This window comes from Micromonospora sp. NPDC005163 (assembly GCF_053599835.1).
In genome coordinates this window covers 68461-90965 of sequence record NZ_JBSFYP010000002.1, presented here as the reverse complement: position 1 = coordinate 90965, position 22505 = coordinate 68461, and the positions used below count along the sequence as shown (strand labels likewise).

Below are 22505 nucleotides of genomic sequence, written 5' to 3'. Positions count from 1 at the left end.
GCGGTGCTCAGCTCACGGCACCGAGCAGGGCCTCCACCTCGGCCCGGCGGGGCGGGTCCGCGCCGCGACGGGCGCAGGTCAGCGCGGCCACCAGCGCGGCCTGCCGGAGCACCCGGGCCCACTGCGCCGGGGTCAGCGCGGCGAGCCGGTCGGCCGGCCGGTCACCGAGGGCGTCGAGGTCGGCCAGCGCGGCCAGCAGGCCGCCGGTGAACGCGTCACCGGCCCCGACGGTGTCGACCACGGTCGTGGGCACCGCCGGCTCCTCGTGCAGCGAGCCGTCCGGGGCGAGCAGCCAGGCGCCGTCGGCACCCCGGGTCACCACCGCGCAGCACACCCCGGCCTCGCGCCACTCGGCCATCACGTCGGACACCGTCCGATCCGGGTAGAGCCAGGCCAGGTCCTCGTCGCTGGCCTTGACCAGGTGGGCGAGGCTCACCTGACGCCGCACCCTCGCCTGCTCCGCCGCCCGGTCGGTGACGATGCTCGGACGCAGGTTGAGGTCGATCGACACGGTGAGCCCGTCCCGGCGGCGTTCGCGGGCAAGCAGGTCCTCCAGTACCTGCGCGCCCGGTGCCAGCGCCAGCGCGAGTGACCCGGTGTGCAGGGCGGTCGCCGGCGAACCCGCAAGTTCGGGCAACTCCTGCGGCGTCCACTGCCAGTCCGCCGTGCCGGCCAGCCGGAACTCGTAGCTGGCCTGCCCGGTGGCGTTCAGGGTGGCCACCGCCACCGAAGTCGGCTGCTCGGCGCGGATCGCCCAGTCCAGGTCCACCTGATTGGCGCTCAGGTGCTCGGCGAGCTGACGGCCGTACTCGTCGGCGCCGAGCCGGGCCAGCAGCCGCACCGGCTGGTCGAGCCGGGCCAGCGTGACCGCCACGTTCGCCGGCGATCCGCCCGGCACCGCCCGCTGCCCCTCGGCGGTGACCACCAGGTCGATGAGCGCCTCACCCGCCACCACGATCACGCGGGCACCTCGCCCGGGGCGAGCGGGCCGGGGCCGCCGAGCGCGTCGGCCGAGCGGGACAGCAGCACGGCCTGGTACGCGTGATAAACGTCCGGCCGGCCGTGCCAGACCGTGCCGGCGGGCTGGTTCCGCGGGTCCAGTTCGTGCCGCCACCCGGCGTCGTCGATCAGGTGGTGGCGCGCGTAGGTCCAGAACACCCGGTACCAGTCGGCGTAGACCGCGTCCCCGGTGCGCCGGTGCAGGGTGATCGCCGCCCCGATCGCCTCGGCCAGCACCCAGTGCATCCGGGAGCGGACGACGGGCCGGTCGTCCCAGTCGATGGTGTAGACGAAGCCGTCGGCGCCATCGACCGCCCAGCCCCGTCGTACGGCGGCGGCGAACAGGGCGCGGGCGTCGGCGAGCAGCCAGCTCGGCGGCTGCGGCAGAACCGCCTCCAGCTCCAGCAGCAGGCGGGCCCACTCCAGCCAGTGCCCGATCGTCGAGCCGTACGGCCGGAACGGGTCGGCGGGCCGGTCCCGGTTGTAGTCGGGCAGCGGTGCCCAGTCGGCGGTGAAGTGCTCGGGCAGCCGCCAGTCGTGCCGGGCGCCCTCGCCGTGCACCAGATGGGTGCCGATCCGCAGCGCCCGGTCGGTCCAGCTCGCGTCGCCGGTGGCGGCCGCGGCGGCGAGGAACGCCTCGACCATGTGCATGCTGCTGTTCGCGCCCCGGTAGTCCTCGGTGACCGTCCAGTCGCGGTTCCAGGACTCGCGGACCGCGCCAACCTCGGCGTCCCAGAACCGGTCCCGCACCACGGCCAGGGCGTCGTCGAGGAGCCGGTCCGCGCCGGGCCGCCCGGCGCGCGCCGCGCCGGACGCGGCGAGCAGCACGAACGCGTGGTCGTACCCGGCCTTGCGCTCGTTGGTGGGCGCGCCCTGCTGGTCGACGGCAGCGAACCAGCCGCCGTACCGGTCGTCGCGCAGCAGCGTGCTGAGCGCGGCGATTCCGTGGTCGACCAGAGCGGCCGCGTCCGGGTCGCCGTTGCGGTGGGCGAGGGCGGACACGTGGGTCATCCGGCAGGTGATCCAGGTGTGCAGCGGCTCGCCGCGGTCCGGGGTGCGGTCGTCGGTCAGCCACCAGAAGCCGCCCTCGGGCCGGACCGCCCGCCGCGCCGTGTCGAGCAGCGTGTGGGTCTGGCCGGCGAGGAACAGATCGAGGTCGGGCAGGTCGGGTGATCCTGCCGGAGCAGGGGTCTTTTCGGCGTCGGATCGGGGCACGTCGGTCATCTCAGCTGGTCACCGTCGGGTAGGGAAGGAACATACGGCCAGGATCGGCGGGCGGACCGGGTCCGCGCCGGGAAACCGCCAACGGGACGCCGCGAACCGGCTGGCCGCGCCGGATGCACAGCGGGGAGGATCATGACGCACGATTCCTCCCTTTTGCCCGTTGACATCGTTGTCACCGCTCAACCCTGCTCCGGCAGCCGGCCGACTGTCAATTCCGGTTCGTCACACCGCACCGGACCAGCCACAGCTGTGGTCAGTAATAGTTGTCGATCGGCTGGCGCGCCTCATCGAACAGCGCCGGCCCCTCGTACCGGACCGGGGGCAGCGGCGGGGTGGCCGGCTTGACCGTCTCGAACTGCTCGCTGGACAGGGCGTACACCACCCGTCCGAGGCCGGACCGGTTGATCGCGGTCGCGCACATCGGGCAGGGCTGGCAACTGGTGAACATGGTGGCGCCGGCGGCCACGTCGGGGGAGAGTTCCCGAGCGGCCCAGCGGGCCAGCTTCAGTTCCGGATGAGCGGTGATGTCCGAGTCGGAGACCACGGTGTTGTGGTCCTCGATCAGGACGACGCCGTCCGCACCGACCAGCAACGAGCCGAACGGTCGTTCGCCGGAAGCCCCTGCCTGCCTGGCGAGTTCCACGGCGCGGCGGAGAAACGTCTCGTCGTCGGGTGTCATCGACCCTCCTGGGATCTGTGGTGGGCGGCCACGGCCGCAAGGGTCCGCCAGGCGCGTTCGGGCTGGCGGATCTCGGTCAGGTCGCCGTTGAACGGGTCGAGCACCACCGTCTCCGCGCCGAGCAGACGGACCTGGTCGATGTCGGCGATGATCTGGTCGATGGCGCCGACCCCGGCGAGCCGGCCCGGGTCGGTGACCGGATCAGGGGTCTCCCGCAGCGCGATACGCGGCATCAACGCGGGCACCGGGCGACCCAGTTCGTCGGCGACGGCCTTCAGCTGTCCGGCTGCCTCGGCCAGCCATCCGGGCGTGACCCGCAGCGGGTGCCAGGCATCACCGAGCAGTGCCGCGCGACGCATGCCGGCTTCGCTGTTGCCGCCGACCCAGATCGGGATCGCACCCGTGTCGTAGTCGTCGGTGTTCTGCCAGGCGTCGCGCATGGCACGCAGGTAATCGTCGGTCAGCGCGCCGCGCCGCCGGAACGGCACGCCGAGCGCCTCGAACTCCTGCCGGGCCCAGCCGACGCCGACACCGAGGACGAGCCGGCCGCCGCTGAGCCGGTTGAGGTTCGCCGCCATCCGGGCGGTGAGCAGCGGGTGCCGGTACGGGACGATGAGCACCGTGGTGCCCAGCCGAATCCGGCGGGTCACCCCGGCCAGCCAGGACAGCGTGGTGAACGGCTCGTAGAACGGCGCCGGATACTGCTCGGCCACGTCCGGGGTCACCGCGATGTGATCGGAGACCATCAGCAGGTCGAAGCCGAGACCCTCGACCGTCTGCGCCCACTGTCGCAACATGTCAGGGTCGGTGCCCGGGGCGAAGTTCGGTACGTTCACGCCAATGTGCACGGGTCCCACGCTAGCCAGTGTGGACCGGCGTGTGAACATCGTGATCCCACAACAGCGCGGTGGATGCCCCAGGATGGCCGGATGGATCTACCCGAGGGACTTGACTGGGTACGTGCGTCACCGGCGGGCCGGGCCTGGCTCGCCACACTCCCGACATGGCTGACGGAGTGCACCGAGCGATGGTCGCTACGACTCGGCTCGCCCTTTCGGTACGCCTACGCCTCCCTGGCGCTCCCCGCCGACCTGCCCGACGGCACTCCGGCGGTTCTGAAGCTCCAGTACCCCGACGAGGACAGCCGGCACGAGGCCGACGCGCTGGCCCACTGGGACGGCGACGGGGCGATCCGGCCGCTCGCACACGACCCGGAACGACGCGCCCTTCTGGTGGAGCGCTGCCAACCCGGCACTCCGCTGCACGAGCTGCCCGTGGACCGGGCGCTGGACGCGGTGACCGGGCTGCTGCCCCGGCTCTGGCGGCCGGCCGGCGCGCCGTTCACCCCGTTGGCCGAGGAGGCCGCCGGCTGGATCGACCGGATGCCCCGCAAGTGGGAACGGGCCGGCCGGCCGTACGAGCGGCGGCTGCTCGACGCGGCGCTCGCCCTGCTCACCGATCTGGCGTCGAGCCAGGGCGAGCAGGTGCTGGTCAACCAGGACCTGCACGCCGGCAACGTGCTTGCCGCCGACCGGGAGCCGTGGCTGGTGATCGACCCGAAGCCGCTGACCGGCGAGCGGGATTTCTCGGTCGTGCCGATGGTGCGCGGTCGGGAGCTCGGCCACTCGCCGGCCGCCGTCCAGCACCGGCTGGACCGGCTCAGCACCGAGCTCGGGCTGGACCGGGAGCGGGTCCGGGGTTGGACGATCGGGCACACGCTGGCCTGGAGTCTCGACGGCGACGCGCTTCTCGCGCACAACGTCGAGGTGGTCCGGTGGCTGCTCGACGAGCAGTGACCGACCGGCCGATCAGGCGGGCTGGCAGGTACGGCACCAGTAGAGGTTGCGCCCGGCCAGCTCGCCGCGGCTGACCTCGGTGCCGCAGACGTGGCAGGGCGCGCCGGGGCGGCGGTAGACGTAGACCTCGCCACCGTGCCGGTCCACCCGGTCCGGCCGCCCCATCGCCTCCGGCAGGTGCGCGTCGCGCACGGTGTCGATCCGGCCGTGCTCGACCGCGAGCCGCATCAACCCGACCAGGTCGACCCAGAGCGCGTCCCAACCGGCACGGGTCAGCCCTCGACCGGGCATCGTCGGCGGCAGCCCGGCCCGGAACAGCGCCTCGGTCACGAAGATCAGCCCGGTACCGGCCACCACCGACTGGTCCAGCAGCAGCGCGGCCAGCGGCGTCGGGCTGCGGGAGATCCGGGCGTACGCCCGCTCGGGATCGGCATCGGCGCGCAGCGGATCCGGCCCGAGGCGGTCTCGCAGTGCGACCACCTCGGGCGGGGTGAGCAGCTCACAGGCGGTGGGCCCGCGCAGGTCCAGCCAGTGCCGGTCGCTGGCCAGCCGCAGCCGCACCTGGCCGACCGGCTCCGGCGGCTCCCCCGACCCGTCGGTGAACTTCCCGTACAGCCCGAGGTGCACGTGCAGCGTCAGCTCACCGGCGTAGTGGTGCAGCAGGTGCTTGCCGTACGCCTCGGTGCTCTCCAGGACGGTGCCGGAGAGCCGGGCGGCGCCCTCGGCGAAGCGGCCCTGCGGGCTGGCGGCGTGCAGCTTGTCCCCGGCGAACAACTCGGCGTGCCGGGCCGCCAGGCGGTGGATGGTGTGTCCCTCTGGCACGGGTGCCAAGGATAGCGAGTCGGCCGTACCCGGGATTGGTGTCAGGAAACGCCCAGGTGGGTATTTCAGGGCGGTACCGCGTGGGTGCCACCCGTTCCGTCGGCCACCACGCATTCATCAGGAGGTGTGTTGTGGTCAGGATTCCTTCGCTGTCCCGCCGGTCCGAGCCGGCACCGACGCGGGACGAGAACCTCGACGGCCGCATTGACGGCCGCGACACCCCGGTCGTCGAGGGCCGGGACGAATCGGCGGCCCGCGTGAGCCGACCCGACGACGAGACTGCGGGCCGCCCCGTGGTCACCGAGCGGGACGCCGACCAGACGACGTACCGCAGCCCCACGGCGACCGGTGACCAGGCCGGTGAGGCCGAGCGGCGGGCGAGCGAGCGGGCGGCGGTTGCACGAGCCGCCACCGGCCGACCGGCGGAGACCGATCCACGGCCCGCCACCGCCCGGCCCGTGGAGACCGAGCCCCGGCCCGGCACCGACCCGACCACCGAGCGCACCGCCGACCGGGACGCCGACCTCGCCAGCACGACCCGGCGACCCGACACGACGGACCGGGTCTCGACCGACCGCCCATTCGACCCGACCCCCGACCGGACCGCGCCCGAGCCGACGGTGACGCGCGGCCCGAGGCCACGGGCCAGCCTGCTCGCCACCCTCGGCCTGATCGTCTCCGTCGCCGGTGCGCTCTTCGTGCTGACCGGCACCCTGGCCGGGTACGGCATCGGGCTCGGCGCCCTCGGCGCGGTGCTCTCGGTGCTCGGCCTGATGGCCACCCGCCGCCGGCACGTCGCCGGCAAGACCGACGCGCTGTTCGGCGTACTGATCGGGCTGGCCGCGGTGGTGATCGGCGTGCTGGCGACGACCGGCCAGTTCGACTGGCCGACCACCGACGGCGACTGGGTGCAGCGCTTCCGCGAGTGGCTCGACTCACAGTTTGTCGACCGTTTCTAGCGGGCACTGTTCCGCTCGCCGGTGATGCACCGGCGAAAAGCCGGTGGTTCGCCGGCAGCCCGAACACCCCGGTGGTTCACCGGCCGGGCGACACCCTTTCAGGGGCGGCGGGTTCGCCGCCCCTGAAGTGTTTTCCGGCCCAGCTCGCCAGGCCCGTCACGAGGAGTCCCGCAGCGCGGAGGACCACGTGCACGGTGTCCTTTGCTCTGCTTCACCCCACGCAACACCGCACGTCCGGTAAACGGACGTCGCGTGTTGCGCCCGTTGAAGCAGAGCAAAGGCCGCACGAAGGCTCACCCGACCCGCTGGTCGACGCGCCAGACGACCTCGAGCACGGCGACAACCAGTGGCCGGAAACACGAATCCCGCCTCGCCAAGCTCTGACGCAACGAATCGCAGTCGCGGACCATCCATACGCAACGAATGTTCGGTCCGCGCAACTCTCAGTGGTGGATCCTGCCGCTGACGCCGCATAACGTTGAGCAACGGCGCCAGCCCGTTGGCCACGGTGGCCGGGCGCGCCCGACACCTGGGAGCACCACAATGACGATGGACGCCACCAGCCAGCGCCTGTTGATGTGCCGGCCGACGTACTTCGCCGTCGACTATGCGATCAACCCCTGGATGGACCCGAGCGCGCCGGTCGACGCCGACCTGGCCGTCCGGCAGTGGGAGCAGCTGCGCCAGACGTACCGCGACCTGGGCCACACCGTCGAGGAGATCACTCCGGTGCCCGGCCTGCCCGACATGGTCTTCGCCGCCAACGGCGGCACCGTGATCGACGGCAAGGCGATGGCCGTGCAGTTCCGCGACCCGCAGCGCGCCGACGAAGCCCCGGCCTACCGGGCCTGGTTCGAGGCCGCCGGCTTCGAGATGTACGACCCGAAGCACGTCAACGAGGGCGAGGGCGACGTCCTGCTGGCCGGCGACCACCTGCTGGCCGGCACCGGCTTCCGCACCGCGCACGCCTCGCACGCCCAGTTGCAGGAGGTCTTCGGCTACCCGGTGATCACCATGCAGCTGGTCGACCCGCGTTTCTACCACCTGGACACCGCGCTGACCGTGCTCGACGAGCGGACCGTGGCGTACCTGCCCGAGGCGTTCTCCCCCGGCAGCCAGGCCGTGCTGCGCCGGCTCTTCCCCGACGCCGTGCACGCCACCATGGCCGACGCCGAGGTGCTGGGGCTGAACGCGGTCAGCGACGGGCGGCACGTGGTGCTGCCCGCGCAGGCCACCGACCTGGCCGCCAAGCTGCGCGACCGGGGCTACGAGACCATCGGTGTCGACCTGTCCGAGCTGCGTAAGGCCGGCGGCGGACCGAAGTGTTGCACGCTGCGACTCCGTCAGGGAAAGGCAAGCAAGTGATCGTGGATGACATCCTGCGGACGCCGGGAGCGGTCCGGGACGCCGAGCGCTGGACGGCGCACAACTACCACCCCCTGCCGGTGGTGATCTCCTCCGCCGAGGGCGCCTGGCTCACCGACGTGGACGGCCGGCGCTACCTGGACTGCCTGGCCGGCTACTCGGCGCTCAACTTCGGCCACCGGCACCCGCAGCTGATCGCCGCCGCGCACGCGCAGCTCGACCGGCTGACGCTGACCAGCCGGGCCTTCATCCACGACCAGTTCGCCGACTTCTGCCGGGAGCTGGCCGAGCTGTGCGGCAAGGACCTGGTGCTGCCGATGAACACCGGCGCCGAGGCGGTGGAGACCGGGATCAAGGTGGCCCGCAAGTGGGGCTACCAGGTCAAGGGCGTGCCCGCCGGTCAGGCCAACATCGTGGTGGCCGAGGGCAACTTCCACGGCCGGACCACCACCATCGTGAGCTTCTCGACCGACGAGGACGCCCGCGCCGACTTCGGGCCGTACACCCCGGGCTTCACCGTGGTCCCGTACGGCGACCTGGACGCGCTGGCCGCCGCCATCGACGAGAACACCGTGGCCGTTCTGCTGGAGCCGATCCAGGGCGAGCAGGGCGTGGTGGTGCCGCCGGACGGCTACCTGCCGGGCGTACGCGAGGTGTGCACCGAGCGCAACGTGCTCTTCATCGCCGACGAGATCCAGTCCGGGCTGGGGCGTACCGGTGCGACCTTCGCCTGTGACCACGAGGGCGTCGTGCCCGACATGTACCTGCTGGGCAAGGCGCTCGGCGGCGGCATCGTGCCGGTCTCCGCGGTGGCCGCGAACGCCGACGTGCTCGGCGTGCTCAAGCCCGGCCAGCACGGCTCCACCTTCGGTGGCAACCCGCTGGCCTGCGCGGTGGCGATCGAGGTGGTCCGGCTGCTGGCCACCGGCGAGTTCCAGCGCCGCTCGGCCGAGCTGGGCGAGCGGCTGCGGGCTGGTCTGGAGGGGCTGGTCGGCAAGGGCCTGGTCGGGGTACGCGTCCGCGGTCTCTGGGCCGGTCTGGACATCGACCCCGCGCTGATGAGCGGGCGCGAGGCGTGTGAGCGGCTCGCCGAGCGCGGCGTGCTCGCCAAGGACACGCACGGCTCCACCATCCGGCTCGCCCCGCCGCTGGTGATCACCGAGGAGGAGATCGACCTCGCGGTCGCTCAGCTCGCGGCCGTGCTGGCCGGCTGACCCGGAACGTGATGAAAGGCGGGCGTCGGGACCGACGCCCGCCTTTCGCGTCAGGGGCGAGGTAGGCGCATCGCCATGGTGGGGGCCTCGGCCATCACCGAGGTGGGGGTGAACGGGGCGCCGGCGGGCAGTTCCTCGGCCCGGCCGATCTGCACCCCGGGGTAGAGCTCCACCATGTCGCCCTCACCCAGCACCCGGGACTGCTGTGGCGCCAGGGCGATGCGGTCCGCCTCGGCCATCGAGCCGGCCGGCCGGATGCCCGAGCCGTTGGTGCTGACGTCGGTCACCACGACCTCGCCGACCCGCAGCTCGAAGCGGACGTGGCCACGACTGATCCACCGTCGGGCCTCGTCGTTGAGCCACTGCCCGAGCATGATCCCGCCGTCCTGCTCCGGGGCCCGGCCGGCCAGCACCGGCTGCTCCTCGCTGAGCACGAACCGCCGCCGGACCAGGCCGCCGACGCGTACCGCGAGCACCTCCGTACGCGGCCGGGGCCCGCCGTCGCCGAGCCGTGCGCCGTGCCGGGGGCAGGTCGGTACGCCACCGCGCAGCGCGGGCGGCGGCTGCCCGGCCGGGCTGCGCTCCACCCGGGCGAGGTCGGCGAACGCGCCGCCTCCACCACCGCCACCGAACAGCGCGCAGCCCGGCTCGGGGCAGCGCCACTGGCGGGCCAGCAGCTTCGCCCCGGTTGGCGAGCGGGTGCCGGCAACCGGCGAGTGCCCGCCCCCGACGTGCGCGATGAACGCCGGTCCGCCGGCACCGGGCACCGGGGCGAGCAACCGACCGGGCTGCTCGACCAGCCACGGGAACCGCCCGCGCAGCCCGTCGAAGCGGACCCGGCTGAGCACCGGCAGCCCAAGCAGGTCGGCGACTTCCAGCATCCGGTCGCCCGGGTTGTCGAGCACCTCGACGAGCCCGTCGTCGGCCCAGCGCCGGACCACCATCCGCTCGTTGGAGGTGAGATCGGCGTCGGAGAGCAGTGCCCGGTGCACCACCGCGTAGACCTGGACGCTGTCCTCCTCCAGCTCACGGGAGAGCGCGTCGATGACCATGCCGAGCCGCAGCAGGCTGGCCGGCCGGCCGCCGTCGATGTCCTGGTAGCGAATCACCTCGGCCAGGTCGAGCACCGCCCGGACCAGCGACGGGTCGGTGCAGACGCGACCCTCGATGGCGTCCAGCACCTTGCTGATCTCGAACCTCATCGGGCGCTCCGGATGAACTCGTCGATCCGGCGGGCGAGGTCGATGTCGCGGTGGGTGACCCCGCCGAGGTCGTCTCGGACCGCTTCCGCGGTGAGCAGGTCTGCCATGCGCCGACCCTACCGGGGTCGGCGAGCGGCATCGACCAGCGGTGGCGGGGTGTCGGGCGGCTCAGCGGCCTCCGTGCTCAGCCGCGCAGCGGCTGGCCCACCTCGTGCAGGTGGCCGAGCGCCTGCCGGTACGACTCGACCAGCCCGGTCTCGGCGTACGAGATGCCCTGCTCGGCGCAGTAGGCGCGGACGATCGGCTGGGCCCGGCGCAGGTTGGCCCGGGGCATGTTCGGGAACAGGTGGTGCTCGATCTGGTAGTTGAGCCCACCGAGCGCGGTGTCCACGAACCGGCTGCCCCGCACGTTGCGGGAGGTCAGCACCTGCTTGCGCAGGAAGTCCAGCTCGTCCTCAGCGGTCGGCATCGGCATGCCCTTGTGGTTCGGCGCGAACGCGCAGCCCATGTAGAGGCCCCACAGCCCCTGGTGCACGGCGGCGAAGACCAGTGCCTTCCCGGGCGACATGACAGCCAGCAGCAGCGCCACGTAACCGGCGGTGTGCGCGAGGAGCAGGCCGGCCTCGACCGCCCGGTGCCGCATCGGCGTGGCGTACCGGCCGTCCGGGCCCCGGCCGACGATCGCCCGGATGCTCGCCACGTGCAGGTTCAGGCCCTCGAGGAACAGCATCGGGAAGAAGAAGTACGCCTGCCGCTTGGCCATCCAGCGACCGAAACCTCGGGTCTCCAGCGCCTGCTCCGGCGTCCAGACCAGGGCGCCCGCGCCGACGTCCGGGTCCTCGTCCTCGTGGTTCGGGTTCGCGTGGTGCCGGTTGTGCTTGTCGACCCACCAGCCGTAGCTCAGTCCCACCGCCGCGTTGCCGGCGAACAACCCCACCAGCTCGCTGGGACCCCGTCGACGGAACATCTGGCGGTGCCCGGCGTCGTGACCGAGGAACGCGACCTGGGTCGTGGCCACCGCCATCACGGCCGCGAGCGGCAGCTGCCACCAGGAGTCGCCGACGAGGAACACGGCGACCCAGCCGGCCACGAAGGCGCCGAGGGTGAGCAGGATGCGGGCGACGTACCAGCCGGGCCGCCGCTCCAGCAGGCCCGCCTGGCTGATCCGTCGGGACAACTGTGCGTAGTCACTGCCTCGCCGTCGTACCGGCGGTTCCGCCACCGCTCCGAGCGCCATTGCTGCTCCCGTTCCCGCTCACGCCCGTACCGGGGTGGACCGGGCCGACTCAAGTCTCCCGGGATCAGTTGCTCTGAGTAACCCTGACAACCCCCGAATGGGGGGTAGGGCGAGCCCTACCCCCCATTCGCTCAGCCGAGCCGCGCCACCGCGTCGCGCAGCCGGGCCAGGTCGCGCCGCCGCCGCTCGTAGCTCGCGGCGAGCCCGATCAACGCCAGCCCGCCGGCACCCAGGTAGATCCACCGGGGCAGCAGGTCCCAGCCGCGGGCGAGCTCGTGCAGCGCCAGCACCGCCAGCACCCCGCCGCCGAGCAGCACCGGAGCCTGCCACCGGCGGGTGGCGCCGGCCAGCACCGCGCCCAGCGCTGCCGCGCCGAGCAGCAGCCGCCTCCACGGCTGCGGGTCCGGCCCGGCCAACACCGACACCAGGCTCGGCAGCAACGCCGCGACCAGCCCCGGGCCGAGCGCCGGCCAGCTGGTCAGATCGGGCCGGGTGCGCAGTGCCAGCAGGCCCGCGCCGAGGGCGAGCGCCGCAGCCGGCAGGGTGTACGCCTCCAGCACGGTCACCCCGCCGGCTGCCATCAGCACCCACGCCCCGAGCAGCTCGCTGCCGGCGGCGATGGCGGCGAACGACCACCGCCGTGCCGCCGGCTCGCCCGGGCGCAGCAGCCGCAGCGCGACGGCGACACCCCAGAGCACGCAGATGGTGGCGAGGTGCCGCGCCACCTCGACGGCGAACAGCACCGCCACCAGCGCCACGGCCTGCGCGGCGGCATCCAGCACCCGCCCGGCCCGGGCCCGCGCCGACGAATCTCCACGGGCCGCCCCCGGCGGGCTCGACGCGGCGGCGACCGCCAGGACCAGCGCGGCCACCGCCAGCAACGGGTACGCCGCTGCCCGGAGCGGCAGCCCACCGGCGAGCGGGGCGGTCACTGCCAGCGCCGACGCCGCCCCCACCGCGGCGAGGCAACCAACGAGGCGTACCTCGACGTTTCGCGCTCCGACGGCGACCACCACCGCAGCCACCAGCAGCGCACCCTCGGCGGCGAGGGTGCCGGCCCGGGTGACCAGCAGCCCCACCACGCCGGAGGCGGCCAGCACCATCCCCGCCGGCACGGCGATCGGCACGAGCGCCGGGCGGGGCACGGCCAGCGCGGCGAGCAGCAGCGCGGCCAACCCGGCGAGCAGGACTGCGGCCGGCAGCAGCGGCCAGGGCGCGCCGACCGCGACGAGCAGTACCGGCAGCGCGGCCGCGCCAAACGGCAGCGCGCGCAGCAGCGGCGGGTCGACCGCCCGAACCGTCAGCACGGCGGCCACCGCCAGCACGACCAGCGCCAGCGCGGCCGGTAGCGCCGTCGGGTCGGCGACGACCGCAGGGACTCCCGACCAGACCGGACCCCGGTTGCCGTACGGTGCCGTGAGCGCGGTCAGCAGCGCCGGCAGCGCGGCCAGCACCGCGACCGCCACCAGAACGACGCCGGCCACCGCCAGCAGGCCCGACCGGCCGTTCGCCGGCCGGTCCCAGCGGGCGACGAGCGCGACGCCCAACGCCGCCAGCGCGGCGTACGGCGCGAACGGCTCGTTTCCCGCCACGACGAGCGGCGCCAGCCCGGGCAGGCTCACCGCGACCACGGCACCGCTCACCGCGTACCCCGTCAGCTCCACCCGGTGCCGATGCGTCGCGAGCACCGCGACCAGCGGAAGCCCGGCGGCGACCAGCGCGACCCGTGCCTGCCACCAGGGCGGCGCGTCCGCGGCGAACAGCGCCAGCGCGGCGACCCCGGGCAGCGCGACCTGCGCGACCAGCAGGCCGGTGCCGGCCACCCGCCGGTACGGGCCGGCGGCCCGTCGCACGGCCAGCGCCAGGCCGAGCACGGTGATCGTCCCGAGTGCCACCAGGGCACCGGCCGGAGCGGCCAGGGCCACCAGCAGGCCGTGCCCGAGCAGGACGGCGCCGCCGAGCGCCCCGGTGAGCAGTGTGGTCGGCCGGAGCGCCGGTCGGGCCAGCACGGCGAGCAGCAGCACGGCCCCACCGACCAGGTCCACGGCCACCACGGCCGGCCAGGCGACCGCCCAGCCGACGGGCAGGGCGAGCAGCACGACCACCGCGCCGGCCGTGGCGACCACCACCCGCGCGCCGCGGGGCAGCAGCAGCGTCGACGCGCCGAGCGCCAGCGCCAGGGCGGGTGCCACCTGCCAGCCCCAGTCCAGCTCCGGCCCCGTCCCGGCACCGTGCCACGGCGGCAGCGACCGCCCGACGGCGGCGACCGCCAGCCCGCCGGTGATCAGCGCCGCGATCTGCACCGTGCCCGCCGCGACCAGAAGCGCCCCGGCCCGCGGGCCGGTCCGCCAGCCGGGCGGCAGCAGCCGTACCGCGCCGGCCAGCCCGAGAGCCACCGTGGCCGCCGCGATCAGCAGCGACGACGGCCGTAGTTCGGCCACCGGGCGCAGGAGCGCGGCAGCGAGCACCGGCACCAGCAGCCCGGCGGCCACCGCGCGCAGCACCCGTCCCCCGACCAGCCCGGCCGAGCCGAGCCCGGTCAGCGCCACCAGCAGCAGCGGCCCCCCGGCCAGCAGCGGCGCACCGGCCGCCCGGCCGAGCAGCAGCGGCACCAGGGCACACCCGGCGGCACCGACCAACGCGGCGACGTGCCCGACCCCGGACAGCACCCGGCCGGCCAGCCGCGCCCGCCCTCCCCCGTCGCGCAACCCGGCCAGCACGGCCAGGTTCAGCAGCGCCACCCCGAGCAGGACCAGCGCCCAACCGGCCGGGCCCGGCCGCGCCTCCACGGCGAGCAACGGCAGCACCGGCTGGGCGGCCAGCAGGGCGGCGAACCAGGGCCCGGTCAACCGGCTCCACCGGGCGTACGCCGCGGCGACCGCCGCGCTGGCCCCCCCGACCAGCGCGGCGTACCTGCTGCCCGGCCAGCCGGCCACCCCTGCCAGGTCCACCGACCAGGCCGCGTAGCCGTCCAGCACCACCAGCAGCAGCCCCACCGCGGCGAACGTCTCCGCCGTGCCGCGCAGCCCCCGACGGACCGCCACCAGCGGGACGGCCAGGGCGAGCGCCGTGACCGCCGCCAGGATCAGCGCCCGTCCACCGACCCCCACCGCCGCCCAGGCCACCGCGGTGAAGACCACCGCCGCCGTGCCCAGCAGGAGTCCACCGAGGACGAAGAGCAGGCCCTGGACCGTCCGGGTCGACGTCTCCGCCGCTCCCGGCGCCGGGGCCCCCGCGGCGGCCGAGGCCGCCACCCCCGGCCCGTTGGGCGTCTCCGCCCCCGTGGAGGACACCGGACGCGCCGGGACGGACGCGGCCACCCCGGCACGAACGATCGCGGCCAGCTCGTCCCGGCGCCGGGAACTGGCCGCCAGCCGCCCGGCCAGCTCGGCGTACGTCCGGCGGGCCCGCTCCACCTCGGGCCCGAGCCGCGCGACCTCCCGGCCCAGCCGGACCACCTCGGCGGCGGTCGGGTCAGGCGGGCGGCGACAGCCGCCGCAGCCGGCGCTCAGGTCGGCCGGGGCGCCGCAGGCGGGGCAGGGGTAGCCGGTGTCATCCACGCGGTCATTCTCGAAGCGCCACCGGGGGCGAGCCCAGAGTGCGCGTACTCAGGGGCGGGTGTGCTCGTGCACCCAGGTGGCGTAACCGGGGTCGCCACTCTCCACCCTGGACACCAGGATCTCCGGAACCTCGTATGGGTGGCTGGTCCGGATCTGGTCCACGAGCGCGGAGAGCCGGTCGGGCGCGGTCTTGAACTGCACCGACCACTCGGTACTGGTCTCCACCCCGGACCGCCACCAGTAGGTGCTGTCCACCTGGCCGCTGACCTGGGCGCAGGCGGCGAGCCGTCCTGCGACGGCTGCGGCCGCCAGCAGGTCGGCGACCGAACGGGCATCCACCACCGTCGTCACCACGCAGATCTGGTCCACGACCGCACCCTACGCGGCGCCGTCCCGGTTGGCCGCGATCCAGGTGTCGATCTTCGCCCACCAGTCGTAGAGCCAGTCGATGCGTTCCTGCCGTCCGGTCGGTACGTCCTCCGGCGGCACCGACCAGAACCGCATCACGATCCGCTTGTCCATCGGCAGTTCCCGCCACACGTCGGCGACGGTGAGCATCCGGTCCAGCCCGGTGTGGGCGACGAAGATGACCCCGGCGTCCGGGGCGGCGTCCAGCGCGGCGAGCATCCCGCCGGGCTGCGGGGCGAGCACGTGCCGCATCCGCTCCGCGCGCAACGCCATCCGCTCCAGCCCGAGGGAGCGCAGCCGGGCGATGGCACGCAGCCTCCGTTTGGGGGTGAAGTTGCCGCCCTCCGGGAAGATCACGAACGCGTCGTTGTCGTCCAGGCCGGTGGCCAGGTGCCCGACCTGGCGCACCGTCTCCTCGCCGCGCTCCGGTGTCGGCGCGATGAACCGGTTGGGCAGCCGGTTGAGCAGCACGTCGATCGCCGGGTCCCACTGGAGGCTGTCCTTGAGCACGATCCGGGGCTCCCGGTTGAACCAGTTGACCAGCCCGTGGATCAGGATGAACGAGTCGCCCGGCCCGGCGTGCCGGCAGAGCACCAACTCGGGCCGGCCCGGCAGCGCGGTGTCCGGGTCGGTGCCCACCACGTCGATACGCAGCCGCAGTGTCCAACGGGCCTGCCAGAACAGGGCCCGCAGGAACCAGCCGGCCAGCAGGTAGTGCGCGCGCTGGAGGGCCGGCGACCGGCTCCGCCAGCCGAAGCCGGAGGCGACCCAGAGCGCGAAGAGCGCGAGCAGCGCGGCGGCGTCCCAGACCAGATAGACGCAACCGATCCAGAACAGCCGCAGTGGGCGCAACCGGCCCGGGACCAGCGGGGAGGCGGCCGCGGCGAGCAGCGCCCAGACCGGCAGGGTGGTCACCACGGTGACCGCGAGCAGCACCACAACGGGGGCGAACAGCAACCGGCGCAGCCACCTGGGCGGCAGCGGCATCACCGCACCACGTGGGTCGCGAGGTAGCGTCGGGAGGCGGTGTACGCGCGGCTGATCCGCCGCCCCACCGCCGCCATGTCGCGGTACGCCCACGGGGTGTCGTCGCGCGGGTTCAGCCCACCGGTCGGCAGGACGTGCACCTCCACCCCCTCGGGCAGCGCCGCCAACTCACGGAAGAACCGGTGCCGGCGGGAGATCTCGAACGCCACCTGCGCGATCTCCCACGGCCGCCGGGGCGGCGTCAGCTCCCGTTCGATCCGGCCCACCTGAAGGACGAAGATCTGCTTCGCGCCGACGGCCACCGCCTCGCCGATCGGTATGGAGTTGACGATGCCACCGTCCACGTAGTGCGCACCGTCGATCTCGGTGGGTGGGAGCAGCCCCGGCACCGAGGCCGACGCGAGCACGGCCGGCACCACGGGGCCACTGTCGAACCAGTGCTCGGCGGCCCGCTCGATGTGCGCGGCACAGCAGCGGAACGGCACCCGCAGGTCGGCGAAGGTGGTGTCCACACCCAGCTCGGCTTCGAGCACGCGGCGCAGTGGCCGGGGCGAGTGCAGGTGGGTCCGGGCGGCGAAGCGGCGCAGCTGCCGGGCGACCGAGTCGCCGTACACCTCGCTGGCCTCCGGCGAGGCCCAGAGCCGGACCAGCCGGTCGGTCACCGCCTCCGACGGGTCGGCCGCGACCAGCGCGCCGTTGACCGCGCCGATCGAGGTGCCGAGCACCATGTCGGGTTGGATCCCGGCGCGGAACAGGGCACGCAACATGCCCACCTCGACCGCGCCGAGCACTCCCCCGCCCCCGAGTACGAACGCCACCGGTCCCCCCGCCATGCCACCCATCCTGGCACGGGCGTGCCGCCGACCGGTCGGCCACCGCCGCGCGGTGGCGGGCGCACCCGACCGGCGCGGATCGAGGGGCGGACAGTGACGACCGTTGACAGCCCGGACGCATTCGCGCAACCTGATACCGCTCCCACCCCGAGGCAGGTGCGATCCGTGAAGGCAGCACTGCACGCGGGCCGGTTGCTGGCCCGCAGGTACCGGCTTGTCGACCAGATCGGCGCCGGCGGCATGTCGGTCATCTGGCGCGCACGGGACGAGGTGCTGGACCGGGTCGTCGCGCTCAAGGTGCTCGCGCCGTCGCTGGCCGCCGACGCCCGGTTCCGGGACATGGTGCGCGAGGAGGCCCGGGCCGCCGCCCAGCTGGTGCACCCGCACGTGACCTCGGTGCACGACTACGGCGAGACCGTCGCCCCGGACGGCGCCATCACCTCCTTCGTGGTGATGGAGCTGCTCAGCGGTGAGGAGTTGAAGCTGCGGCTCACCGAGGGCCCGCTGCCGTGGGCCGAGGCGGTCCGGGTGGGCGCGCAGGTCGCGGACGCGCTGGCCGCCGCGCACCGGCTCGGCATCGTGCACCGGGACATCACCCCGGCCAACGTGATGATGACCGAGGTGGGCGTCAAGGTGCTCGACTTCGGCATCGCCACCCGGATCGGCGCTCCCGACGAGGACGAGGACGGCGGCACCTTCGGCACCCCGGCGTACGTGGCCCCGGAACGGCTCGACGGCGCGCCCGCCCAGCCGGCGACCGACGTGTACTCACTCGGCGTACTGCTGCACGAGGCGCTGACCGGCCGCGTCCCCTACCTGGCGGACACCTGGGAGCAGCTCAGCGACGCGCTGGCCAGCGGCCCGCCGCCGACGCTGGCCGGGCTGCCGGAGCTGCCCCCTGAGGTGGCCCGGGTCTGCCTGCGCAGCCTTGCCCGGGATCCGGCCGAGCGGTCGACCGCCCGGCAGGTCGCCACGGTGCTGCGTGAGCACCTGCTGCCGACCGACACCACCCCGGCACCCACGCCGCCCCGGCCGCCGGCAACCCCCGCCCCTGCGGCCGGCGGCTGACCGTCGCGGCCCTGCTGCCCGAGCAGCGGGCGACACCGCGGACGCAGCCCACCACCGGTCCGGTGCCGACCGCGTCGAGCGGCCCGCCGGTCACCGAGTCGTCCGCCCCGGCCGCGGCGCCGCCGGCACCACGGAGCACCGGCTCGCCCTCCGCCGGGCCGGGCAGCCTGGTGGAGGCCGCCAACCGGGTCGACGGGTTGATCGGCGCCGGGTTGACCGCCGGGGAGATCCGCGCCGACGTCGGCCTCGACCTGCGCAACGAGCTGCGTAACCTGACCGCCGCGGTCGGCTCCGGTCGCAACGACCTGGCCCCGCCGGTGGCCCGGCTGCGCGAGAAGGTCACGGTCCGGCTGGGCGAGGGCGGCATCAGTCCGGCGTACGCGGAGCGGCTGGACGCCGCCATCGCCGAGCTGGGTGCCGCCCGGGTCTGATCCGGGCTCCGACGGCAGCGGGGCGGGCCGGTCAGCGGGCCGCCACCCGGACCGACTCGCGGACGTCGTGCCGGCCGGCGAGTACGCGTCGGAAGACCTCCTCGTAGCCGTACGCCAACCGCTCGACCGAGAAGTTCTCCGCGACGTGCGCCACGCACGCCGCCGGGTCGAGCCCCTTCGCCGCGAGCAACGCCGCGGGTAGCTCCTCCGGTTGCTCGCAGACCAGACCGGTCACTCCGGGCAGGACCAGCTCCGGCACCGCACCCCGGTCGAAGGCGACCACCGGAGTCCCGGTGGCCATCGCCTCCAACATCACCATGCCGAACGGTTCCTCCCACTGGATCGGCATGATCAGACAGCGGGCGTCGACCAACATCCGCAGGGTCTCCGCGCGGTCGGCGTTCAACACGACGGTCACGTCGTCGCCGACCAGCGGCGCGACGACCTGCTCGTAGTACCGGCGTTCGGCCGGCTCGTTGCACTTGCCGGCCAGCAGCAGCGGCAGCCCGGCCGCCCGGCACGCCCGGATGGCGACGTCCGGGCCCTTGTCCGGGCTGAACCGGGCCAGCCACAGCACCGGCCCGGGACCGGGCGCGAACTTGCGCGGAAACCCGCGCAGGTCCAGCGCGTTGTGCACCGTGCCGGCCCAGGGCAGGACCGGGTTGAGCCGGCGCTGGGCGTGCGAGATGGCCACCAGGGCGACGCCCCGGTCCACCTCACCGAGCACGTCGCCGTACTCCCCCACCGGGTTGCCGTGCACCGTCGCCACCGTCGGCACCGCCCGGCGACCGGCCACGAGCGGGCCGATGGTGGTGTGGTCGTGGATCACGTCGAAATCGCCGGCCGTGATCATCCGATTCACCCGGGCCAGGTGGGCCAGTTCGGGCAACGACTCGCCGAGTCGCGGGTACTGGACCTCCGGAACGGTGGAGACGAAGTCACCGGCGGCGGTGCCGTGGTGTACACCGGCACCGAACAGCGTCACCGCGTGCCCGTGCCCGGTCAGCGCGTCCACCAGCCCGGCGACCACCTGCTCGAGGCCGCCGTAGCCGGGCGGCGGCACGGACAGCCACGGCGGCACCACCATCGCGATGCGCAACGGCCGCTCCGAGGCACGGGCGGGCGGGTGGTTCACGGCCACGAGTCCTCCCCGTCGCTCCCCGGCCCGGTGTCGCCGCCGGTCGGAATGGTCCGCGGCGGTTTCCCCATGTCGTCGCCGGTAAACCGGACAAGACGGACGATCACCCGCCGACCAGGAGCTGGTCGTGCACGACCCGCACCCCGGGCGCGGACCAGGCCACCCGCTCGACCTGGTCGCGTTCCCACCACGAGCGGACCACCCCGGCGAGGACCAGCGTGTCGCCGTCCACCTCGACCGTCACCCGGTCGCCGCCGAGCGTCCGCAGCAGCGCGCGCTGGACGTCCCGGCGCAGCCGGTCACCGGCCGGTGGCGCCGGCGGACGCACCTCGACCAGGTTGGTGATCCCCCGTACGCCGTCCAACCGGCGCAGCTCCCCCTCCGCGGTGCGGCGCTGCCAGCCGAACTCGACCTCGCCGCGGAGCATCAGCCAGCCGTTGGCCACGGTCACGTCCAGCCGTTCGGCCGGCACGAAGCTGTCCCACTCCAGCGCCCGGCTGGCGGCGATGGCGATCTCGGCGTCGGTACGCCCCGGTGTGCCCGGCAGCCGCACCTCGATCTCGTCGGCGACCACCCGCACCCCGCGGACCCGCTGCGCGCAGCGGATCGCCGCCCAGCCGCGGGCGGCCCCGTCCACGAATCCGGTCAGGGTGACCACACCCTGGTCGACGGTCACGCCGATCTCGTTCGGTTGCAGCCGCGCGTCCCAGGCCAGCTCGGCCAGGACGTCGCGCTGGATCCGCTGGTCGTCGCGGACATCCGTCGCCGTGCTCATGGCATCCACCCCCGTACGTCGCCGGATCGCCTGCCGACCGTGCCCGGCGTACGGGTGACGGCGGTTCACCCGGATCGGGTGAACCGCCGTCAGGGCGGAAAAGAGCGGCGGGTGACGGAGCCAACCCCCTTGGCCCCGCCACCCGCCGCCGGAGGGAGGAGGCAGGTTCAGATATCGGTCAGGACGTCTCGGCGAGCGTCACGGTCACGGTCTTCTCGGTGCCGTTGCGCTTGAACTGCACCTGGACGCGGTCGCCGACCTTGCCGGCCTGCACCGCGCCGACCAGGTCGTCGGAGTCGTTGACGGCCTTGTCGCCGAACCGGGAGATCACGTCGCCCCGCTGGAAGCCGGCCTTGTCGGCAGCGCTGCCCGGGGTGACCGACGCGACCAGGGCACCGCCGCCCTCGGCCTGGTTGACGCCGACCCCGAGCGACGGGTGGCTGACCTTCTCGCCGCGCTGGAGCTTGCCCGCGACGTCCTTGGCCTTGTTGCTGGGGATCGCGAACCCGACGCCGATGTTGCCGGTGCTCTGCCCGGAGGTGGCGATGGCGGTGTTGACGCCGATCACCTCGCCACGGGTGTTGACCAGGGCGCCACCGGAGTTGCCGGGGTTGATCGGGGCATCGGTCTGGAGCAGGCCGGAGATCGAGCTGACCGCCTGGCCCTGCTGGTTCGGGTCCTGGGGCTGGCCCTCACCGGCCCGGATGGTGCGGTCCCGGGCGCTGAGGATGCCCGCGGTCACCGACCCCTGCAGGCCGAGCGGGCTGCCCAGGGCGAGCACCTGGTCGCCAACCTGCATGCCGTCGCTGTCGCCGAAGGTGGCCGGCTTGAGGTTGCTCACCCCGTCGGCCTTCACCACGGCCAGGTCGGTCTTCGGGTCGGTACCGACGATCTTCGCTTGCGCGTTCTTGCCGTCGGCGAAGACCACCTGCACGGTGTCACCGGCGGCGGAGGCGACCACGTGGTTGTTGGTGAGCACGTAGCCGTCGGCGCTGAGCACCACGCCGGAGCCCTCGCCGCTGGTGGTGGCGATGGAGACGACGCTGTCCTGCACGGCGGCGGCGATCTTCGGCAGGTCGGCGCTGTTGAGCACCGGGGCCGCGGAGTAGGTGCGGGTGACGCCACCACCGTCGCCGTCGAGGGCGAGCGCGAGCGCGCCACCGGCCACGCCGGAGCCGAGCATGAGGGCGAACACGGCGACGCCCGCGCCGGCGAACTTGGCGATCCGGCCGGGCCGGGGCCCGGTGCCGGGCGGCGTGGCCTGCGGGCCCCAGGGCGGCACAGGCTGCCCCGGGTGCTGCTGGTACTGCTGGTGCTGCCCCGGGTGCTGCTGGTGCTGCTGGTGCTGCTGCTGGTACGCCATGCCCGGCTGGCCCCCGCCGGCCCAGCCGGACTGCTGGCCGGGGTACCACGGGGCGCCGGGGTACCGGGCGGCGGTCGGCTGCGGGTAGCCCGGCTGGCCGGAGACCGGGTACGGCGGCGCGGAGTGGGTGCCGGCGGGAGGCTCGTACCCGGTCGGCTGCCCGGCGGCCGGCGGTGCGCTGGCCTGCTGGCCGGCGTATCCCGCGGGCGCTGCGGGCTCGGCCGGCACGGGCGGGTTCGCGGCGGTCACCGTGTCGCCGGTGGTCGGGACGACCGGAACAGGGGTGGTCGGGGAGTCGGACTGCGCGCGCTCGTCGCGCGGCAGCTCGGCGGTGGGGTCGGCGTCGGTGGGGGCCGGCCGGCGCTGCGGGTCGGACTCGAACTCGGTCATGGAACTACCTTCTCCCCGGCCACTGCGACCAACCTGGAACCGTCCTGAAAGTTGC

General features: G+C 74.2%; 20 protein-coding genes. 6 read left to right on the top strand and 14 right to left on the bottom strand.

Annotated features, from left to right (window positions below; translation table 11 throughout):
• Positions 1–7: 7 nt before the first annotated feature.
• The 4 genes from ACWD6N_RS02135 to ACWD6N_RS02120 form a co-directional block, all read right to left on the bottom strand.
• On the bottom strand, positions 8–961 hold the full coding sequence (locus ACWD6N_RS02135) for a carbohydrate kinase family protein (protein WP_354963802.1): 954 nt from the start codon (positions 959–961) through the stop codon (positions 8–10).
• Positions 958–2223, bottom strand: coding sequence for an AGE family epimerase/isomerase (locus ACWD6N_RS02130; RefSeq protein WP_354963801.1), 1266 nt, complete (start codon positions 2221–2223; stop codon positions 958–960). The genes ACWD6N_RS02135 and ACWD6N_RS02130 overlap by 4 nt, the downstream gene beginning before the upstream one ends.
• 253 nt (positions 2224–2476) lie before the next feature.
• The gene (locus ACWD6N_RS02125; RefSeq protein ID WP_354963800.1) at positions 2477–2902 is read right to left on the bottom strand and encodes a nucleoside deaminase; all 426 of its coding nucleotides are present in this window, start codon (positions 2900–2902) and stop codon (positions 2477–2479) included.
• Positions 2899–3750: an LLM class flavin-dependent oxidoreductase gene (locus ACWD6N_RS02120; protein WP_354963799.1), complete on the bottom strand. Its 852-nt coding sequence runs from the start codon at positions 3748–3750 to the stop codon at positions 2899–2901. The genes ACWD6N_RS02125 and ACWD6N_RS02120 overlap by 4 nt, the downstream gene beginning before the upstream one ends.
• An 81-nt stretch (positions 3751–3831) precedes the next feature.
• Between ACWD6N_RS02120 and ACWD6N_RS02115 the strand changes: the two genes are divergently transcribed.
• Positions 3832–4698: an aminoglycoside phosphotransferase family protein gene (locus ACWD6N_RS02115; RefSeq protein WP_354963798.1), complete on the top strand. Its 867-nt coding sequence runs from the start codon at positions 3832–3834 to the stop codon at positions 4696–4698.
• A gap of 12 nt (positions 4699–4710) precedes the next feature.
• Here ACWD6N_RS02115 and ACWD6N_RS02110 read toward each other — a convergent pair whose 3' ends face one another.
• Positions 4711–5520 carry an Fpg/Nei family DNA glycosylase gene (locus tag ACWD6N_RS02110; protein WP_354963797.1) on the bottom strand — a complete coding sequence of 270 codons (810 nt, stop codon included), beginning with the start codon at positions 5518–5520 and terminating at the stop codon, positions 4711–4713.
• A 131-nt stretch (positions 5521–5651) separates the two neighbouring features.
• Between ACWD6N_RS02110 and ACWD6N_RS02105 the strand changes: the two genes are divergently transcribed.
• The 3 genes from ACWD6N_RS02105 to rocD all read left to right on the top strand — a co-directional run bounded on the left by ACWD6N_RS02105 (position 5652) and on the right by rocD (position 9058).
• Positions 5652–6479 (top strand): thrombospondin, encoded by an 828-nt coding sequence (locus ACWD6N_RS02105; RefSeq protein WP_387326006.1) that lies wholly within the window; start codon positions 5652–5654, stop codon positions 6477–6479.
• Between the two features lie 549 nt (positions 6480–7028).
• On the top strand, positions 7029–7844 hold the full coding sequence (gene ddaH / locus ACWD6N_RS02100; protein WP_354964009.1) for a dimethylargininase: 816 nt from the start codon (positions 7029–7031) through the stop codon (positions 7842–7844).
• Complete coding sequence (rocD, locus tag ACWD6N_RS02095; protein WP_354964008.1) at positions 7844–9058, top strand: ornithine--oxo-acid transaminase; 1215 nt, start codon at positions 7844–7846, stop codon at positions 9056–9058. The genes ddaH and rocD overlap by 1 nt, the downstream gene beginning before the upstream one ends.
• A 50-nt stretch (positions 9059–9108) precedes the next feature.
• On the opposite strand, the gene ACWD6N_RS02090 is transcribed toward rocD, so the two are convergent.
• The 6 genes from ACWD6N_RS02090 to ACWD6N_RS02065 form a co-directional block, all read right to left on the bottom strand.
• A complete protein-coding gene (locus tag ACWD6N_RS02090; RefSeq protein WP_354963795.1) occupies positions 9109–10260 on the bottom strand; it encodes an FHA domain-containing protein in 1152 nt (383 codons plus the stop codon).
• A 184-nt stretch (positions 10261–10444) separates the two neighbouring features.
• On the bottom strand, positions 10445–11497 hold the full coding sequence (locus ACWD6N_RS02085; protein ID WP_354963794.1) for a fatty acid desaturase family protein: 1053 nt from the start codon (positions 11495–11497) through the stop codon (positions 10445–10447).
• A gap of 131 nt (positions 11498–11628) precedes the next feature.
• Entirely contained in the window at positions 11629–15057 is a 3429-nt protein-coding gene (locus tag ACWD6N_RS02080; protein WP_387326002.1) for an SCO7613 C-terminal domain-containing membrane protein, read from the bottom strand.
• A gap of 48 nt (positions 15058–15105) precedes the next feature.
• Positions 15106–15426 (bottom strand): divalent-cation tolerance protein CutA, encoded by a 321-nt coding sequence (gene cutA, locus ACWD6N_RS02075; RefSeq protein ID WP_354963792.1) that lies wholly within the window; start codon positions 15424–15426, stop codon positions 15106–15108.
• Positions 15427–15435: 9 nt separating this feature from the next.
• Positions 15436–16452 (bottom strand): 1-acyl-sn-glycerol-3-phosphate acyltransferase, encoded by a 1017-nt coding sequence (locus ACWD6N_RS02070; protein WP_450004376.1) that lies wholly within the window; start codon positions 16450–16452, stop codon positions 15436–15438.
• The gene (locus tag ACWD6N_RS02065) at positions 16452–17285 is read right to left on the bottom strand and encodes a patatin-like phospholipase family protein (RefSeq protein ID WP_354963790.1); all 834 of its coding nucleotides are present in this window, start codon (positions 17283–17285) and stop codon (positions 16452–16454) included. The genes ACWD6N_RS02070 and ACWD6N_RS02065 overlap by 1 nt, the downstream gene beginning before the upstream one ends.
• Positions 17286–17450: 165 nt before the next feature.
• Between ACWD6N_RS02065 and ACWD6N_RS02060 the strand changes: the two genes are divergently transcribed.
• Together ACWD6N_RS02060 and ACWD6N_RS02055 are read left to right on the top strand one after the other, a co-directional pair.
• Positions 17451–18353: a serine/threonine-protein kinase gene (locus ACWD6N_RS02060; protein ID WP_354963789.1), complete on the top strand. Its 903-nt coding sequence runs from the start codon at positions 17451–17453 to the stop codon at positions 18351–18353.
• Positions 18354–18415: 62 nt separating this feature from the next.
• Positions 18416–18784 (top strand): hypothetical protein, encoded by a 369-nt coding sequence (locus tag ACWD6N_RS02055; RefSeq protein WP_387325997.1) that lies wholly within the window; start codon positions 18416–18418, stop codon positions 18782–18784.
• A 31-nt stretch (positions 18785–18815) separates the two neighbouring features.
• On the opposite strand, the gene ACWD6N_RS02050 is transcribed toward ACWD6N_RS02055, so the two are convergent.
• The 3 genes from ACWD6N_RS02050 to ACWD6N_RS02040 all read right to left on the bottom strand — a co-directional run bounded on the left by ACWD6N_RS02050 (position 18816) and on the right by ACWD6N_RS02040 (position 22450).
• A complete protein-coding gene (locus ACWD6N_RS02050; protein ID WP_387325995.1) occupies positions 18816–19925 on the bottom strand; it encodes a glycosyltransferase family 4 protein in 1110 nt (369 codons plus the stop codon).
• 100 nt (positions 19926–20025) lie between these two features.
• Positions 20026–20697 carry a BON domain-containing protein gene (locus ACWD6N_RS02045; RefSeq protein ID WP_354963787.1) on the bottom strand — a complete coding sequence of 224 codons (672 nt, stop codon included), beginning with the start codon at positions 20695–20697 and terminating at the stop codon, positions 20026–20028.
• Positions 20698–20875: 178 nt separating this feature from the next.
• Complete coding sequence (locus tag ACWD6N_RS02040) at positions 20876–22450, bottom strand: trypsin-like peptidase domain-containing protein (RefSeq protein ID WP_354963786.1); 1575 nt, start codon at positions 22448–22450, stop codon at positions 20876–20878.
• Positions 22451–22505: the final 55 nt, after the last annotated feature.

Excerpts from the sequence above, each read along its gene's own strand:
- ACWD6N_RS02130 (WP_354963801.1), bottom strand. The coding sequence starts at position 2,223 with ATGACCGACGTGCCCCGATCCGACGCCGAAAAGACCCCTGCTCCGGCA.
- ACWD6N_RS02125 (WP_354963800.1), bottom strand. The coding sequence starts at position 2,902 with ATGACACCCGACGACGAGACGTTTCTCCGCCGCGCCGTGGAACTCGCC.
- ACWD6N_RS02115 (WP_354963798.1), top strand. The coding sequence starts at position 3,832 with ATGGATCTACCCGAGGGACTTGACTGGGTACGTGCGTCACCGGCGGGC.
- ddaH (WP_354964009.1), top strand. The coding sequence starts at position 7,029 with ATGGACGCCACCAGCCAGCGCCTGTTGATGTGCCGGCCGACGTACTTC.
- ACWD6N_RS02090 (WP_354963795.1), bottom strand. The coding sequence starts at position 10,260 with ATGAGGTTCGAGATCAGCAAGGTGCTGGACGCCATCGAGGGTCGCGTC.
- ACWD6N_RS02085 (WP_354963794.1), bottom strand. The coding sequence starts at position 11,497 with ATGGCGCTCGGAGCGGTGGCGGAACCGCCGGTACGACGGCGAGGCAGT.
- ACWD6N_RS02070 (WP_450004376.1), bottom strand. The coding sequence starts at position 16,452 with ATGCCGCTGCCGCCCAGGTGGCTGCGCCGGTTGCTGTTCGCCCCCGTT.
- ACWD6N_RS02065 (WP_354963790.1), bottom strand. The coding sequence starts at position 17,285 with ATGGCGGGGGGACCGGTGGCGTTCGTACTCGGGGGCGGGGGAGTGCTC.
- ACWD6N_RS02045 (WP_354963787.1), bottom strand. The coding sequence starts at position 20,697 with ATGAGCACGGCGACGGATGTCCGCGACGACCAGCGGATCCAGCGCGAC.
- ACWD6N_RS02040 (WP_354963786.1), bottom strand. The coding sequence starts at position 22,450 with ATGACCGAGTTCGAGTCCGACCCGCAGCGCCGGCCGGCCCCCACCGAC.